Origin of the sequence: Streptomyces sp. NPDC004065 (genome assembly GCF_044903565.1) — a bacterium.
Lineage (GTDB): Bacteria > Actinomycetota > Actinomycetes > Streptomycetales > Streptomycetaceae > Streptomyces.
This window is the reverse complement of record NZ_JBJDQT010000009.1, coordinates 142,219-158,874: the sequence shown is the minus strand read 5'-3', so window position 1 is coordinate 158,874 and position 16,656 is coordinate 142,219. Positions and strand designations below refer to the sequence as shown.

Here is a 16,656-nt window from a genome sequence, read left to right as displayed (position 1 = left end):
GATGTCCCAGATGCACCAGCAGGCCGCCCTGTCGAAATGCCCGAGCTGCGCCGAGCCGCTCGAGTCGGGTGACCGTTTCTGCGGCGCCTGCGGATACGACCTGTCCGCGGCCGCCGCGCCCGGCGACACGCCGACGCTCACGATGTCGGGCGGCGTCGTGCCGCGCCCGGCGGCGCCCGGCGACGACGCCGGTGACGGCCTGCCGCACGCGCCGCGGGCCCAGCCCCAGCCGCAGCCGCAGCCGCAGGCCCAGCCGCAGGGCTTCGGGGCGCCACTGCCGCCGTGGACGCCCGGGCAGGGGCAGCCGCAGCGCGCCGCCGCGCCCGTGCCGCCGGCCTCCGGTGTCCGGTTCGACCGCCCGGCCGAGCCCGAGGAGTACCCGCTGCAGGCACCCGACCCGCGGGTCGCCTCCGACGCCGCCACCACCGCGCGGGAGGCGGACGGGGAGGCGGCGGTCTGCGTGGCCTGCCGCGCCGGCCGGGTGGACGGCGACGGCTACTGCGAGAACTGCGGGCACGCCCAGCCGCGCGAACGCGACCACATGGAGCAGGAGTCGGGTCCGGTGGCCGCGGTCAGCGACCGGGGCCTGCGCCACCACCGCAACGAGGACGCCTTCTCCCTGGGCAGCACCACGCTGCCCGACGGCTCGCCCGCGGCCGTGGCGATCGTCTGCGACGGCGTGTCCTCCGCGACCCGCCCCGACGACGCCTCCCTCGCCGCCTCCCGCGCGGCGAGCGAGTCCCTGCTGGCCGCGCTGCCCCGGGGCGTCCACCCGCAGCAGGCGATGCACGACGCCATCGTCGCCGCCTCGCACGCGGTCGACGCGCTGGCCGAGGAGCCCGCCACGGCCCGCGAGCACACCCCCCACCACAACGCCCCCGCCTGCACGATCGTCGGCGCCGTGGTCGCCTCCGGTCTGCTGGTGGTCGGCTGGGTCGGCGACAGCCGCGCCTACTGGGTGCCGGCGGACCGTGGCGCGCCGGCCGCCCGGCTCACCGAGGACGACTCCTGGGCCGCGCAGATGGTCGCCGCGGGGCTGATGAGCGAGGCGGAGGCGTACGCCGACGAGCGCGCCCACGCGATCACCGGCTGGCTCGGCGCGGACTCCTACGAACTGGAGCCGCACACCGCCTCGTTCAAGCCGGACCGGCCGGGCGTGGTCGTGGTGTGCACGGACGGGCTGTGGAACTACGCGGAGACGGCCGGGGAGATGGCCGAGGCGGTCCCCCTCGACGCCGCCGAGCGTCCGCTGCACAGCGCCCGGGTGCTGGTCGGCCACGCCCTGGACGGCGGGGGCCACGACAACGTAACAGTGGCCGTCCTGCCGTTCCCGGCGCCGCCCCAGGGGGCAGGATCGGCCTGAGGGACGCACGCCGGGGCCCGGGACGCGGGTCCCGGCCCGGACCTCGCACGGGGAGTCACCAAGGGCCGGAGGGGACCGGTCCGTTCACAGTCGTCGGCCCCGTTCGCGGGGTGCTGAGGGGGATTTCAGCGGTATGGCCAATTTCTCGAAGTCGAACGTGCCCCAGTTCTCGGTGGACGTGTACCAGAACGAGTACCTGCCCGAGGGCGGCCGGGAGGTCAACGCGATCGTCACCGTCACCGCGACCGGCGGCGGCACGATCGGCAGCGCCGTCTCCGCGCCGCACCTGTACGCGCCCGGCCAGGGGCCCTCCGCGGCCGTGGCGGTGATGGTCGACTGCTCGGGCTCGATGGACTACCCGCCGGCCAAGATGCGCAACGCCCGGGAGGCCACGGCCGCCGCGATCGACACCCTGCGCGACGGCGTGCACTTCGCCGTGGTCGGCGGCACGCACGTGGCCAAGGAGGTCTACCCGGGCGGCGGCCGGCTCGCGGTGGCCGACGCCACCACGCGCGAACAGGCCAAGCAGGCGCTGCGCCGGCTGACCGCGGGCGGCGGCACGGCCATCGGCACCTGGCTGCGGCTGGCCGACCGGCTGCTGTCGTCCGCGGACGTCGACATCCGGCACGGCATCCTGCTCACCGACGGCCGCAACGAGCACGAGTCGCCCGAGGACCTCAAGCGCACGCTCGACGAGTGCGCCGGACACTTCACCTGCGACGCGCGTGGCGTGGGCACCGACTGGGAAGTGAAAGAAGTCACAGCGATCGCCTCGGCGCTGCTCGGCACCGCCGACATCGTCGCCGACCCGGCGGCGCTGTCCGCGGACTTCACCCACATGATGGAGACGGCGATGGGCAAGGAGGTCTCCGACGTCGCCCTGCGGGTGTGGACGCCGGTGGGCACCACCATCACGTTCGTCAAGCAGGTCGCGCCCACCGTGGAGGAGCTGACCGGCCGCCGCACCGAGGCGGGGCCGCGCGCCGGGGACTATCCGACGGGCTCGTGGGGCGACGAGTCCCGCGACTACCACCTGTGCGTCCAGGTCCCCGCGGCCGCCGTGGGGCAGGAGATGCTCGCCGCCCGGGTCTCGCTCGTCGTCCCCCAGGCGGACGGCACGGCCCGCGCTCTCGGGGCCCAGGGCCTCGTACGGGCCGTGTGGACCGACGACATGGCCGCCTCCACCTCGATCAACCCGCAGGTCGCCCACTATACGGGCCAGGCCGAACTGGCCCAGGTCATCCAGCAGGGGCTGGACCTTCGCAAAGCGGGCGATATCGACGGGGCAACGGCCAAACTGGGACGCGCGGTTCAGCTCGCCGGCGCCTCGGGGAACGCGGATACTGCGAAACTGCTTGCGAAGGTGGTGGACGTGGTCGACGCCGCGACAGGTACTGTGCGACTGAAGGCGAAGGTCGAGGAGGCGGACGAGATGACTCTCGAGACGCGGTCCACAAAGACTGTTCGTGTAAAGAAGTGACGTAGTCCGAAGACGAAGACCAGCGAGCCCGGCCCCTCGGGGTGGGAGAAATCCGGCCGCAGCGGCCGGAAAGGAGAGGGGGAAGCGCCGACATGCCGACCTGCCCGAACGGACACCAGTCGGGTTCCGACGACTGGTGCGAGGTCTGCGGTCACCGCATGGCCGGGGCCGTGCCTCCACCTCCCCCGCCGCCCCCGGTCGGCGGCTACGGCTTCCCGCCCGCGCCGGGACACGGCGGTGCGGGGGCTCCCGGCGGTCCGGGCGGCCCCGGCCGGCCCGGTGGCGCGCCCGGCGGACGCCCGCACCTGTCCGGCATGCCCGACTCCGAGCCGGAGCTGTGCCCGCAGTGCCGCACGCCCCGTGAGGGCGGCGCGCCGTTCTGCGAGGAGTGCCGCTGGAACTTCCTGACCAACACGGCGACCTCGTACACCCCGGCCGCCCCGCGCCCGCCGGCGCCCGGACCCGGCGGACCCGGCGGACCAGGTGCCGGCCCGGGCTCCCGATTCCCGCAGCCGCCCGGCCCGTCCTTCGGCGGCCAGGACTCCTACGAGTACCAGGGCTCCCGCCCGTCCCAGGTCAACCGGCCCGCCGAGCCGATCCCGCCCGGCCCGCCGTACGGCTCGGAGCCGCAGGGCCGCCCCGGCGGTCCCGGGCCCTCGGGCTTCGGCGGCGACCCGAGGCCGCCCGGCTTCGGCGGCGACCCGTCGCGGGGGTTCCCGCCCCCGCCCGCGCCGACGCAGCCGGGTCCCGGCGGCCCGGGCGGCGTGCCCGGGGGCGCCCCGCAGGCGTTCCAGCAGCCGGGCCCTCCCGCGTCTCCCCCGTTCCCGCAGGAGAGCAGCAGACCTCAGCACGGCGGTCCCTCCGCTCCCGGGTTCGACGACGACTGGGTGATCTCCCCGCCGTCGGGTGACGGCCCGTCCGGTCCGCGGTCGGGCCAGGGCGGCGGCTACGGCTATCCGCAGCCCGGCGGCACCCAGGCCCCGGCCGGTCCGCCGTTCCCGCAGCAGCCGCGGCAGCCGTCCACCTGGACGGCGACGATCGGCCCGGACCGCGAGTACTTCATGGCGATGATGCAGCGCTCGGGGCCCGAGGCCGCGGGCCTGAACCTGCCGGCGTACTCCCCGGAGCAGCAGCGCACGCTCACCGGCAACCAGGTGACCATCGGCCGCCGCCGGCACTCCACCGGCGACACCCCGGACATCGACCTGTCGGTGCCGCCGGAGGACCCGGGCGTGTCCCACCAGCACGCGGTGCTGGTGGCCCAGCCGGACGGCGGCTGGGCGGTCGTCGACCAGAACTCGACCAACGGCACCACGGTCAACGGCTCCGAGGAGCCGATCCAGCCCTTCGTGCCGGTACCGCTGCAGGACGGCGACCGGGTGCACGTGGGCGCCTGGACGACGATCACCCTCCGGCGCGGCTGAGCCCCACCCGCCCGACCGGCCGGTCACCCACCCCAGCCGGGTGGGTGACCGGCCGGGGGGCCGCCGTGCCCGGTCCGGCCGGTCGAGCGGGTCGGGCGGGGTGCGGTCCGGCGGGTCAGTCGGGGTGCGGTCGGGGCCGGTGGGGCGGGTTGCGGTCCGGGCGGTCGGGCGAGGTGCGGTCCGGCGGGTCAGTCGGGGTGCGGTCCGGCGGGTCAGTCGGGGTGCGGTCGGGGCTGGTGGGGCGGGTTGCGGTCCGGCCGGTCGGGCGAGGTGCGGTCGCGGGTCGGCTCGGTCCGGGCGGTCGGGCGAGGTGCGGTCGCGGGTCGGCTCGGTCCGGCCACCCGTCCCCGCTCAGTCCTCCCCCGCCCCCGGCAGGGGCCAGGTGTGCGGGCCGTGCGCGTCGTCGAGCCACGTCCACGCCCGCCCGTCGCTCACGGTGATCCCGTAGCGCGGGCGCGTTGGACGGCCCTCGTGCTCCCACAGGGCGTACGCCTCCCGTGCGCCGAGGTGTCCACGGGTCAGCGCGAGCAGGAAGCGGAACAGCTCGTGCTCACGGGCCCCGTGCGGCAGCCCGTGAAGGTCCGCGGCCGGCGGCTGCGGCCCGGTCCCGCCGCGCAGCGGCACGAAGTACGCGGGCGTGTCGAGGAAGGCGCCCTCGGCGTGCCCGGAGTCGCGCACGGTCAGCGCGGCCAGCCCGGTGGCGATCGGGACGAGCATCCGGGCGCCGGGGACGCTCTGGGCGAGCCAGGCGAGCGGCACCGCGGCCGGCGCGCAGGTCGCGATGATCCGGTCGAAGGGGGCGCGCCCGGCGACCCCGCGGGAGCCGTCCCCGGTGACGACCACCGGGTGGTACCCGGCGGCGGCCAGGTGCCGCCGTGCCGACTCGGTGATCTCCGGCTCCAGGTCGACGGTGGTGACCAGGCCGTCCTCGCCGAGCCGGTGGGCGAGCAGGGCCGCGTTGTAGCCGGTGCCGGTGCCGATCTCCAGCACCCGGTCGCCGTCCGCGACGCGCAGCTCGGCCAGCATCCGGGCCATGAGGGAGGGCTGGCTGCTGGAGGAGACCAGCTCACCGTCGCGCAGCCGGGTGGCCAGCGGGGTGTCGGCGTAGACGCCGCGCAGCCAGCGCTCGCGCGCCCGCGGGTCCGGGCTCTCGCCCCACCGCCGCTCGAAGCCGCCGGGGACGCCGGCGTAGTAGTACGGCACGAACAGGTGCCGGGGCACCGCGGCGAACGCCTCCCGCCACACCGGGTCCGAGGCCCAGGCGCCGCTCGCCTCGATCGTCCGCACCAGCTCGGCCCGGGCCGCGGCGGCGAGGCCGTCCGGCTCCTCGTCGTCCCCGCCGACAGCGTGCGCGCCCATGCCTCCACTGTGCTGCGCGCCCCGCCCCGGGGCCAGTGCCGCCGAGCCGGCGCCGGGAACCCCGTGCCGGCGCCCGTCCGGCCGCCGCGCGTCCCTGGGCCCGTGCGGTCCGCGCGGCCCGCGTGGCCGGTGGCCCGCGCGGCCCGTGCCCGTGCGGTGGTCCTAAGCCCGGAGTCCTCCGCCGGGCGGTCTGAGACCATGGACGGGTGAATGAGATTCGGCGTGGCACGCTTCAGGAGCAGACCTTCTACGAGCAGGTCGGCGGGGAGGAGACCTTCCGCCGGCTCGTCCACCGTTTCTACCAGGGCGTCGCCGAGGACCCCGAGCTGCGGGCGATGTACCCGGAGGAGGACCTCGGTCCGGCCGAGGAGCGGCTCAGGCTGTTCCTGATCCAGTACTGGGGCGGTCCGACGAGGTACAGCGAGCGGCGCGGGCATCCCCGGCTGCGGATGCGGCACGCGCCCTTCACGGTCGACCGGGCGGCGCACGACGCCTGGCTGCGGCACATGCGGGTGGCCGTCGACGAGCTGGGCCTCACGCCGGAGCACGAGCAGACCCTGTGGAACTACCTGACGTACGCGGCGGCGTCGATGGTGAACACCCCCGAGTGAGCGAACACCCCCGAGTGAGCCGCCCGCGCCCACCCGGACCCCACCGCGTCCCACCGCACCCCGAGTCCGGTCCCGGATTCCGGTCGTGACCTACCGCATTCCGATCACGATCCGATCAAGCTGGGTCCACAAGCGCTTACCAGCGGCCCGCCCCGTCTGACAGCATCGGCCGGAGCAGCCGGAGGTCTGGACGATCGCGGGGGGAAGCCGGGTGGCGGGGTTCACGGGGTTGGTGCTGCTGCGCGCACGGGCGCACCGGCCGCTCCTGGCCGCCGCACTGCTCACGGTGCTGCTGACCACGACGGTGCTGGCCACGTTCGCCGCCTGCTCCGGCGCGATCGGCGACGCGGCGCTGCGCCACTCCCTGAGCGATCCGCGCAACGCGGCCGACGCCACGCTGGTCGTCAGGGCCGACGTGCCCCCGGCCGGCCGGGCGGCCGCCGGCGCCGCCGTACGGGAGCGGGCGCGGGCCGCGTTCGACGGGCTGCCGGTGACCGTGCGCACGCTGGTGCGCTCGGGGCCGTACGCCCTGCCCCGGTCGGTCCAGCCGCCCGCCGAACGCTCCGGCGACCCGGACCTGACGTACTTCGCCGCCCTGGACCCGGCGCAGGTGCGGCTGGTGGCCGGGCGGCTCCCGCGCGCCACTGCGGCGGGCGACGTGGAGGCCGCGCTCCCGCAGACCGCCGCCCGGCGCCTGGGGCTGCGGCCCGGCGCCCGGCTCACCGTCGCCGACCGGCTCGACGACGGCCGCAAGGCCCGGGTGCGGATCACCGGCCTGTACCGGCCCGCCCACGCCGACGCGGCCTACTGGCAGCTGGACGACCTGGGCGGACGCGGGGTCCGCAAGGTCAGCTTCACCACGTACGGCCCGCTGCTCGCCGCACCCGGCGTCCTGGCCGGCGACAGGGTGAGCACCGGGCAGTCGGCGTGGCAGGTCTCGGCGGACTTCTCCACCCTGACGACCGGCCGGATCGGCGCGCTGCGCGACTCGGTCCGCGAGGGCGCCGCGTCGCTGCGCCGGTCGTTCGCCGGGAACGGCACGCCGACGGTGACCACCTCGCTGCCCACCGTCCTGGACCGGATCGACCGCTCGCTCCTCGTCTCCCGCTCCACCCTGCTGATCGCCGCGCTGCTGCTGGCCCTGCTGGCGGGCTACGCGCTGCTGCTGGTGGCCCGGCTGCTGAGCACGGAACGCGCCGGCGAGACCCGGCTGCTGCGGGCGCGCGGCGGATCGCGGGCCCATGTCGCGGGCCTGGCCGCCCTGGAGGCCCTGCTGCTCGCGCTGCCCGCCGTGGTCTGCGCGCCGCTGCTGGCCGGGCCGCTGACCGGGCTGCTGGCCGGGCAGGGGGCGCCGGCCCGGATCGGGCTGCACCCGGACGTCGCGGCGAGTGGGGGGCCCGCGGTGTGGCTGGTCACCGCCGGTGTGGCGCTGGGCTGCGCGCTGGCGGTCACGCTGCCGGCCCTGGCGTCGTCGTTCGCGGTGGGCGGCCGGGCCCGGGCGCTGCCCGCGCCGCTGCGCGCCGGCGCCGACGTGGGGCTGGTCGCGGTGGCCGCGGTCGCCTACTGGCAGCTGCGGCGGCAGCCCACCGGAGCGGTCTCCGGCTCGCGCACCGGTGCGCTCGGCATCGACCCGCTGCTGGTCACCGCGCCCGCGCTCGCCCTGCTCGCCGGAACGGTGCTGACCCTGCGGCTGCTGCCGCCCGCGGCCCGGCTGGCCGAACGCCGCGCGGCGGGCGGGCGCGGACTGCCGGCGGCGCTGGCGGGCTGGCAGTTCAGCCGCCGCCCGGCCCGCGGTGCCGGGCCGGTGCTGCTGCTGGTGCTCGCCATCGCGCTCGGCATGCTGGCGATCGGCCAGGGCGCCTCCTGGAACCGCTCGCAGGACGACCAGGCCGACTTCGCAGCGGGCGCGCCGGTGCGGGTGCTGGCCGCGGGGGAGGGCGACCTGGGCCGCACCGAGCGCTACGCGGCCCTCCCGCACGTCCGCTCCGCCGCCCCCGCCGTCCGCACCACGCTGCCGCTGGCCGGCGGCCGCACCGCGACCGTGCTCGCGCTGAACGCCCGGGAGGCGGCGGACACCGTGCTCATGCGCTCCGACCTCGCGCCGGAGCCCGTGCGGCCGCTGCTCGCGGGACTCGCGCCCCGGGGCGCGACGGCCGGGGTGAAGCTGCCCACGGGCACCGCCCGGCTGCGGCTGACGGCGGCCCTCGCCGTCTCGGGCCGCGGCGGGGACGCGGATGCCGGCGCGGGCGGCGCGGGCGCCGGAACCGCTTCCGGCCCGGGCAGCGGCTCCGCCCGCCCGGCCGCGGCGAACGTGGCGGTCACCCTGGAGGACCGCCACGGGGTCTCCTACCGTGTGCCGCTCGGCGCCCTGCCCGTCGACGGCCGCTCCCGTCCCCTGGTGCTGGACCTGCCCGTAACCGCCGGGCCGCTGCTGCTGACCGGCCTGGACCTGACCCTGCCCCAGCCCCTGGACCGCGCCGAGGAGCACCGCCTCACCGTCTCCGGGGCGACCGCCGCCGGCACCGACGGGAGGGCGCGGCGGCTGCCGCTGCCCACGGCCTGGACGGCCGTGTCGTCCACCACCTCCGACGTCTCCTCGCCCGACGGCGCCACCGCGCCCACCCGGCCCGCCGTCACCGCCACCGCCACCGGCCCGCTGCGCGTCGCCTACGGCACCGGTTACGTCCCCGGGGAGCAGTCCTGGGAGGCGGGCGCGGTGAGCGTCCGGGTCCGGGTCGCCCAGCCGGCCCAGCCGGAGATCGCCGCCCTGGCCACGGAGTCCTTCCTGAAGGCCGCGGGCGCGCGTCCGGGGCAGCGCGTGGACGTCACCTTCGCGGGCCGGGTCGTCCCGGTCCGGATCGTCCGCTCGGTGCGGGCGCTGCCCACCACGGCCGCGGAGTCCGGCCGGTCCGCCGCCCCGGACGCCCCTGAGGCCGCGGCGCACGACGGCGGCGGCCTGCTGATGGACCTGCCGTCGGTGAACCGCGTGCTCCAGGCGCGCTACGGCGACAGCGCGCCGCCCACCGAGTGGTGGCTGCGCACCGGCGGCCGCGACGCGGCCGCCGTCGCCGCCGCCGTGCGGGCGCTGCCCGACGTGGACCCGGCGCAGGTCGTGGTGCGCGACGAGATCGCCGGGCAGCTGCGCGACGATCCGTTCGGCGCCGGGTCCGCGGCGGCGTTCGCCGCGGCGGCCCTGGTCGCGGCGGCGCTCGCCGCGGTCGGCTTCGCGGTGAGCGCCGCCGGGGCGCTGCGCGAACGCGACGCGGAGTTCGCGGTGCTGCGGGCCCTCGGCGCCCCGCGCCGGCAGCTGGCCCGCACGCTCGCCGCCGAGCAGGGCGTGCTGGTGGCCCTGGCGGTGGTGGCCGGGGTGGTCCTGGGCGCCGTACTGACCCGGGCCGTGGTCCCGCTGATCGTGCTGACCGGCCAGGCGGCGAAACCCGTGCCGCCGGTGCTCGTCGAGCTTCCGGCCGCCCGGGTCGCCGTGCTGCTGGCGGCCGTCGTCGCCGCGCCGCTGCTGGTGACGGCGGTCCTCGCGCTGCGCCGGGCCGACCCCGCGGTGTCCCTTCGATCCGGCGGAGGTGAGTGAGGTGGGCCCCGTCGCCGCCTCCTGGGTCCGCGTGCGGCTGCGGACGGCGCCCGGTGCCGCCGCCGCCCTCGCCCTGCTCGTCGCGCTGACCGCCTGTCTGGCGGCCGCGTTCCCGCGCGCGCTCGACCACTACCAGGACGCCGGTCTGGTGCGTACCGTCGAACGGGCCGGCCCCGAACGCACCACCGTCGTGTTCACCGCCCCGCCGCCCGGTCTGGAGCTTTCGCAGCGGCTGCGGGAGGACGCGGTGCGCCCGGCCGAGCTCGGCCGGCAGCACCGTGACGTCATGGCCGCCGTCGGACGGCCGCTCGTCGCCGACCCCGCCCAGTCGTCCTACGGCCTGCGCAGCGGCGACGACCTGCCCGTCCCCGACCGCTTCATCCCCCGGCCCAGCGGACTGCCCGCGAAGGTGCGCCTGGTCGCGCAGAGCGGACTCGCCGCGCACGCGGCGGTGCGCGGCGGCCGGATGCCACGCGCGGACCGCACGGTCACGGCGGCGACCGGCACGGTGGAGGCCGCGGTGACCGCCGAGACCGCCAGGAGCCTGCGTCTGCGGGTCGGCTCGGTCGTCCATGTGCCCGCGCTGTCCCGGCCCCCGCTCGCCGTCCGCGTCACCGGCATCCTCGCCCCGCGCGACCCCGCCGGCGCCTACTGGTCCACCGACCCCCTGTTGCGCTCCCCGTCCCTGGCCCGCGTGCCCGGCGGCGGCGATCCCCAGTACTACTGGCTCGGCGCCCTGCTGCTGCCGCCCGACGCCGCCCCCGCGCTGCTCGCCACCGCCGGGCACCCCTTCCGCTCCTGGCAGGTGGCTCTCGACACCCACGCCCTGCACGCCCACGACCTCACCGCGCTGAAGTCCGCGGTCGCCTCCCTCGTCGCCGGGCCCGCTCTGGGCAAAGTGCGCTCGGCCACCGCCCCGACCACGGAGACGAGCACCGATCTGGACGACGTGCTCACCGACCACGACCGGCTCGCCGAGGGCATCGGTCCCCTGATCGCCGTCGCCGCCTGCGGCACCGCGGCGGTCGCGGCCGTCGTCCTGCTGATGGCCGGCGGTCTGGCCGCCGACCGCCGCCGCGCCGAACTCGCCCTGCTGCGGGCCCGCGGCGCCTCCCTGCGCGGCCTGACCGGCCGGCTGCTCGCCGAGACGGCCGTGGCCGTGCTGCCCGCCGGGGCGCTCGGGCTCGGCGCCGCCCTGCTGGCGGTCCCCGAGGGCCGCCGCGGCCACGCGGTCGCCGCCGCCGTGGCGGTCACGGCGCTCGCCTGCGCCGCACTCCCGCTGCGCGCCGCGGTCGCGCACCGCACGGTCCGGGTGCACGCCCCGCGCGCCGACGCGGTGTCGGTACGGCCCTCCCGGCGCCGTACGGTGGCCGAGCTCACCCTGCTGGTGATCGCGGCGGGTGCGGTGGAGGCGCTGCGGCGCAGGGGCGCCTCGGGGGACACGCTGGCCTCGCTCGCCCCGGTGCTGGTGGGGGTGATCGCGGCCCTGGTGCTGGTCCGCCTGTATCCGCTGCCACTGCGGTGGCTGGCGCGCCCGGCGGCACGGCTGCGCGGCGCGGTGGGCCATCTCTCGCTGGCCCGGGCCGGCCGCACCTCCGCCTCCGCCGTACTGCCCCTGCTGGCCCTGCTGACCGCGCTCACCACCGCCGCCTTCGGCGGTTCCGTCCTGGCGGGGATCACCGCGGCCCGCGACCAGGCGGCCCTGCTCGCCGTCGGGGCCGACGCCCGCGTCGAGGGCGGCGGGCCGCTGCCGGACGCGCTGCCCGGCCGCGTCCTGCGCACCCCGGGCGCCGGGTCGGTCACCGCGCTGGGCGTCGACCACCAGGCCAAGGCCGGTGACGGTCCTGGCTCGGTGTCCCTGGCGGGCGTCACCCCTTCCTCCTACGCGGCGCTGGCCCGGCACACCGGCCTCGGCCCGTTCGACGCGGAACTGCTGCGGCGGCCGGCCGGCGGCCACGGCGCCCCGCTGCCCGCCCTGGCCTCACCGCCCGTCGCCCGCGCCCACGGCACCCGCCCCTTCCGGGTCAGCACCGCCGACGGCACCACGCTCACCGTGCGGATCGCCGTCGTACGGGACCGGACCCCGGCGGTGACCGGCGAGAACTTCCTGGTCGTGGACCGGGCCGGGCTCACCGGGACGGCCGCGCGCACCACCGTGCTGCTGGTGACCGGCGACCGCCTCGACGCCGGCGCGCTGCGCGAGGCGGCGGGCCGGTCGGTCCCGGTACGGCTGCGCTCGGAGGAACGCGCCCAGTACGTCGACTCGCCCCTGCAGTCCGGCGCCGAGCGCATCTACACGGTTGCCGTGGCCGCGGGCGCCGGTTACGCGGTCCTGGCCCTGCTGCTCGCCCTGCTGCGCGCCGCCCCGGAACGCGCCGCGCTCCTCGCGCGCCTGCGCACCATGGGCCTCACCCGCGCCCAGGGGCGCCGCCTGCTCGTCCTGGAGTCCCTGCCGCAGGCCCTGCTGGCCGCGGCCGGCGGCGCGCTGACGGGCTGGGCGACCGTCCGGCTGCTGTCCCCCGGCATCGACCTGACCGTCGTGGCCCTGCCGTCCACCGCGGAGGCAGCGGCCGGACACGGGCTGCGGACCGATCCGCTGTCCCTGGCCCTGCCCGCCCTGGCGGTCCTGCTGCTGGCGGTGGGCGTCGCCGTCGCCCAGGCGTGGTGGACGGGACGCAGGGGCTCGGTGCGCGAGCTGCGGGCGGGTGACGCGCGATGAGGACGCGTGACCCGGGAGGGGCCACCTCCGGACGTGGAGACGTGACGGGGCGGAGGGACGACGGTGCGGGGCGAGAGGTGCCCGGGACGGGGGGACGTGACGACGTGGGAGCACGTGAGGACGTCGGAGGACGTGAGGACGTCGGAGGACGTGAGGGCATGGGAGCGAAGGTGTCCGGGACGCGGGACGCGCGCAACGGGGGACTCCGGATGAGCCGGCGCCACCGCTCCGGCCCCAGCGGCACGGGAGAACTCCGATGACGGCCAACCCCACCCTCGCCGACCTGGCCCGGCGCGCCACCGCCGACCGCACCCGGCCCGCCTACGGCCACGACGCCCTGATCACCTGCGACCGGCTGGTGCGCGTCTTCACCGCGGACGGCGTGGAGGTGCAGGCCCTCCAGGGGCTGGACCTGCTGGTACGCGAGGGCGAGCTGATGGCCCTGGTCGGCGCCTCCGGCAGCGGCAAGTCCACCCTCATGAACATCCTCGCCGGGCTCGACACCCCGACGGCCGGCGCGGCCCGGGTGGCCGGCCGCGATCTGCTCGCCATGTCGGCCAAGGACCGGCTGCGCTACCGCCGCGAGGTCGTCGGCTTCGTCTGGCAGCAGACCTCGCGCAACCTGCTGCCGTACCTGACCGCCGCCCAGAACGTCGCCCTGCCCATGCAGCTGTCCGGCGGCCGGACCCGCGGCCGCCGCGCCCGCGCGGACCGCGCCCTGGAGCTGCTGGAACTGCTGGAGGTCGGCGACTGCCGCGACCGGCGTCCCCACCAGATGTCGGGCGGCCAGCAGCAGCGCGTCGCGATCGCGGTGGCCCTCGCCAACAACCCCGCGGTGCTGCTCGCCGACGAGCCCACCGGCGAACTCGACTCGCACACCGCCGAGCAGATCTTCGCGGCCTTCCGCAGGGCCAACGAACACCTGGGCACCACCATCGTCATCGTCACCCACGACCAGGCGGTGGCCACCGAGGTGCGCCGCACGGTCGCCATCCGCGACGGCCGCACCTCCACGGAGGTGCTGCGGCGCAGCGAGGTGGACGAGGCGACCGGGCACGAGCGGGTCGTCAGCCGCGAGTACGCCATGCTCGACCGCGCCGGGCGGCTGCAACTGCCGGCCGAGTACACCGAGGCCCTGGGCATGCGCGACCGCGTGGCGCTGGAACTGGAGCCGGACCACATCACCGTACGCCCGGACGACAGCGGCACGGACTGAGCCGGCCGGGCCGGCGGCGGCGCGCCGGGCGGCGGCGCGCCCGGCCCGGGGCGGCCCGGCGCCCGGTGCCGGGTGCCCGGCAGCGGGCGGCGGGCGGCGAAGGTCCGCGCCGCTCAGCGCCCGCTGACGCTGACACCGAGGGAGCCGGTTCCCACCCGACGCACGGCGACCGAGCCGTACGGGCTCCGCAGCCGCAGCCACGCGCCCGACGAGAACAGGACGAGGTCCTCCTCGCCCGCGCCCGAGGGCGGCGGCGGGCGCAGGAAGCCCAGCGACTGCGCCGCGTGCACGGCCCGCACCGGCAGTGGGGTCCGTCCGACCGTGCGGGACCATATCTCCCGGCCGATGCGGTCGAGTTCGGTGCGCGTGCGCTGCCCGGCGTCGAGTTCCTGGGTGCGGGAGCGGAACTCGGCGACGGCCGCGGCGACCAGCGCGCGCAGGGACTCCGCCCCGGGCAGCCCCGGCTCGGGCCGCCAGCCGCCGCGCGGCGGGAGCACGCCCGCCCACGGAGGTCCGGTCACCGCGGCGGGCACGGCGGCGGTGGCGCCGGCCTCGTCGACCGACTCCAGGAGCTCCCCGGCGGAGACGGTCACGTCGAGCGTGACGTCCAGCCCGTCCTCGTAGGGCTTGGCGAGCCGTGCGGTGCGCACGGCCAGGACCTCGAAGGAGGGCGGCCAGCCGAACACGGCGAGCGCGGTGCCCGCCGCCTGCAGGCGCACCGCGGCCGACCGGTCGTAGTGCAGCAGCCGGGAGAGGAAGGCGGCGAGGTCGGCCGTCTCCGTCTCGTCGGCGAGGTGGAGCACCGTCATGCGGCGACGGCCTCCTCCTCGCCGGCCTCGTCCGTGTACTGCTGGAGGAACTCGCGTTCCTCCTCGGTGATCCGGCGCGGCCGCTGGGCCTCGAAGTCGAACGGCACGATCACCGTCGAGGCCCGGACGTAGATCTGGTCGCCGTCCTTCACCTCGTAGGCGAGGGTGAAGGAGGCGGCCCTGATCTCGGTGACCCACAGCTCGATGTCCACCGGGGCGTGCCGGTGGACGAGCTGGCGCTTGTAGTCGATCTCGTGACGCGCCACCACGGACCCCTGCTTGAACTCCTTGTCCGGGCGGAACAGGAAGTCGATACGGGCCTCCTCCAGATAGCGGAGGAACACCACGTTGTTGACGTGGCCGTAGGCGTCCATGTCCGCCCAGCGCAGGGGGCAGCGGTAAATGTGGCGCATCTGCTGGATCAGCCCCGGGTCAGCTTCTTGTAGGTGGCACGGTGCGGACGGGCCGCGTCCGGGCCGAGCCGCTCGATCTTGTTCTTCTCGTACGCCTCGAAGTTGCCCTCGAACCAGAACCACTTGGAGTCGCCCTCGTAGGCGAGGATGTGCGTGGCCACGCGGTCCAGGAACCACCGGTCGTGGGAGACGACCACCGCGCAGCCCGGGAACTCGAGCAGCGCGTTCTCCAGGCTGGAGAGGGTCTCGACGTCGAGGTCGTTGGTGGGCTCGTCGAGCAGGAGCAGGTTGCCGCCCTGCTTGAGGGTGAGCGCGAGGTTGAGCCGGTTGCGCTCACCGCCGGACAGCACGCCCGCCGGCTTCTGCTGGTCCGGGCCCTTGAACCCGAAGGCGGAGACGTACGCGCGGGACGGCATCTCGACCTGGCCGACGTTGATGTAGTCGAGCCCGTCGGACACGACCTCCCACAGCGTCTTCTTGGGGTCGATGTTGGCGCGCCCCTGGTCGACGTAGGAGATCTTGACGGTCTCGCCGACCCTGATGTCGCCGGAGTCCGGCGTCTCCAGGCCCTGGATCATCTTGAACAGGGTGGTCTTGCCGGCGCCGTTGGGGCCGATGACGCCCACGATGCCGTTGCGCGGCAGCGTGAACGACAGCCCGTCCACGAGGACCTTCTCGCCGAAGGCCTTGTGCAGGTCGTTGACCTCGACGACGACGTTGCCCAGACGGGGCCCCGGCGGAATCTGGATCTCCTCGAAGTCCAGCTTCCGCATCTTCTCGGCCTCGGCGGCCATCTCCTCGTAGCGGGCCAGACGCGCCTTGGACTTGGCCTGCCGCCCCTTGGCGTTGGACCGCACCCACTCGAGCTCGTCCTTGAGCCGCTTCTGCCGCTTGGCGTCCTTCTGGCCCTCGACCTTCAGACGGGCGGCCTTGGTCTCCAGGTACGTGGAGTAGTTGCCCTGGTACGGGTAGGCGCGGCCGCGGTCGAGCTCGAGGATCCACTCGGCGACGTTGTCCAGGAAGTACCGGTCGTGGGTGATCGCCACGACGGTGCCCTCGTACTTGGCCAGGTGCTGCTCCAGCCAGTTCACCGACTCGGCGTCGAGGTGGTTGGTGGGCTCGTCGAGCAGCAGCAGGTCGGGCTGCTCCAGCAGCAGCTTGCACAGCGCGACGCGGCGCCTCTCGCCACCGGAGAGGGTGGTGACCGGCCAGTCGCCGGGCGGGCAGCCCAGGGCGTCCATGGCCTGCTCGAGCTGGGCGTCGAGGTCCCACGCGTTGGCGTGGTCCAGCTCCTCCTGGAGCTTGCCCATCTCCTCCAGCAGCGCGTCGGAGTAGTCGGTGGCCATCTGCTCGGCGATCTCGTTGAACCGGTCGAGCTTGCCCTTGATCTCGGCGACGCCCTCCTGGACGTTCTCCAGGACCGTCTTCTCCTCGTTCAGAGGGGGCTCCTGGAGCAGGATGCCGACGGTGTAGCCGGGCGAAAGGAACGCGTCACCGTTGGACGGCTGCTCCAGCCCCGCCATGATCTTGAGCACGGTCGACTTGCCGGCACCGTTCGGTCCGACGACGCCGATCTTGGCACCCGGAAGGAAGTTCAGGGTGACGTCGTCGAGGATCACCTTGTCGCCGTGCGCCTTGCGCGCCTTGCGCATGGTGTAAATGAACTCAGCCAAGAG

At 76.3% G+C, this 16,656-nt stretch carries 11 protein-coding genes; 7 read left to right on the top strand and 4 right to left on the bottom strand.

The features are described from left to right. The first annotated feature begins 1 nt into the window (after nt 1). The 3 genes from ACI2LW_RS13200 (at nt 2) to ACI2LW_RS13190 (ending at nt 4,267) form a co-directional block, all read left to right on the top strand. Entirely contained in the window at nt 2-1,363 is a 1,362-nt protein-coding gene (locus ACI2LW_RS13200) for a PP2C family serine/threonine-protein phosphatase (protein WP_404731282.1), read from the top strand. A 133-nt stretch (nt 1,364-1,496) separates the two neighbouring features. Beyond that, nucleotides 1,497-2,843: a VWA domain-containing protein gene (locus ACI2LW_RS13195; protein WP_404731281.1), complete on the top strand. Its 1,347-nt coding sequence runs from the start codon at nt 1,497-1,499 to the stop codon at nt 2,841-2,843. Nucleotides 2,844-2,935: 92 nt separating this feature from the next. Continuing rightward, the gene (locus ACI2LW_RS13190; protein WP_404731280.1) at nt 2,936-4,267 is read left to right on the top strand and encodes an FHA domain-containing protein; all 1,332 of its coding nucleotides are present in this window, start codon (nt 2,936-2,938) and stop codon (nt 4,265-4,267) included. A gap of 351 nt (nt 4,268-4,618) precedes the next feature. On the opposite strand, the gene ACI2LW_RS13185 is transcribed toward ACI2LW_RS13190, so the two are convergent. Beyond that, on the bottom strand, nt 4,619-5,626 hold the full coding sequence (locus ACI2LW_RS13185; RefSeq protein WP_404731279.1) for a methyltransferase domain-containing protein: 1,008 nt from the start codon (nt 5,624-5,626) through the stop codon (nt 4,619-4,621). A 206-nt stretch (nt 5,627-5,832) separates the two neighbouring features. On the opposite strand from ACI2LW_RS13185, the gene ACI2LW_RS13180 reads away from it, so the two are divergent. From ACI2LW_RS13180 to ACI2LW_RS13165, 4 genes are all read left to right on the top strand, one after another. Then, complete coding sequence (locus ACI2LW_RS13180; protein ID WP_404731278.1) at nt 5,833-6,237, top strand: globin; 405 nt, start codon at nt 5,833-5,835, stop codon at nt 6,235-6,237. Between the two features lie 211 nt (nt 6,238-6,448). Then, on the top strand, nt 6,449-9,823 hold the full coding sequence (locus ACI2LW_RS13175; RefSeq protein ID WP_404731277.1) for an FtsX-like permease family protein: 3,375 nt from the start codon (nt 6,449-6,451) through the stop codon (nt 9,821-9,823). A 1-nt stretch (nt 9,824) separates the two neighbouring features. Beyond that, entirely contained in the window at nt 9,825-12,542 is a 2,718-nt protein-coding gene (locus tag ACI2LW_RS13170; protein WP_404731327.1) for an FtsX-like permease family protein, read from the top strand. 256 nt (nt 12,543-12,798) lie between these two features. Next, complete coding sequence (locus ACI2LW_RS13165; RefSeq protein WP_404731276.1) at nt 12,799-13,758, top strand: ATP-binding cassette domain-containing protein; 960 nt, start codon at nt 12,799-12,801, stop codon at nt 13,756-13,758. 113 nt (nt 13,759-13,871) lie between these two features. On the opposite strand, the gene ACI2LW_RS13160 is transcribed toward ACI2LW_RS13165, so the two are convergent. The 3 genes from ACI2LW_RS13160 to ettA are packed head-to-tail and all read right to left on the bottom strand — an operon-like array spanning nt 13,872 to nt 16,653. After that, the gene (locus ACI2LW_RS13160; protein WP_404731275.1) at nt 13,872-14,567 is read right to left on the bottom strand and encodes a hypothetical protein; all 696 of its coding nucleotides are present in this window, start codon (nt 14,565-14,567) and stop codon (nt 13,872-13,874) included. Further along, nucleotides 14,564-14,980, bottom strand: a complete 417-nt coding sequence (locus tag ACI2LW_RS13155; protein WP_404731274.1) for an acyl-CoA thioesterase — start codon at nt 14,978-14,980, stop codon at nt 14,564-14,566. The genes ACI2LW_RS13160 and ACI2LW_RS13155 overlap by 4 nt, the downstream gene beginning before the upstream one ends. A gap of 8 nt (nt 14,981-14,988) precedes the next feature. Beyond that, the gene (gene ettA, locus ACI2LW_RS13150) at nt 14,989-16,653 is read right to left on the bottom strand and encodes an energy-dependent translational throttle protein EttA (RefSeq protein WP_404731273.1); all 1,665 of its coding nucleotides are present in this window, start codon (nt 16,651-16,653) and stop codon (nt 14,989-14,991) included. Nucleotides 16,654-16,656: the final 3 nt, after the last annotated feature.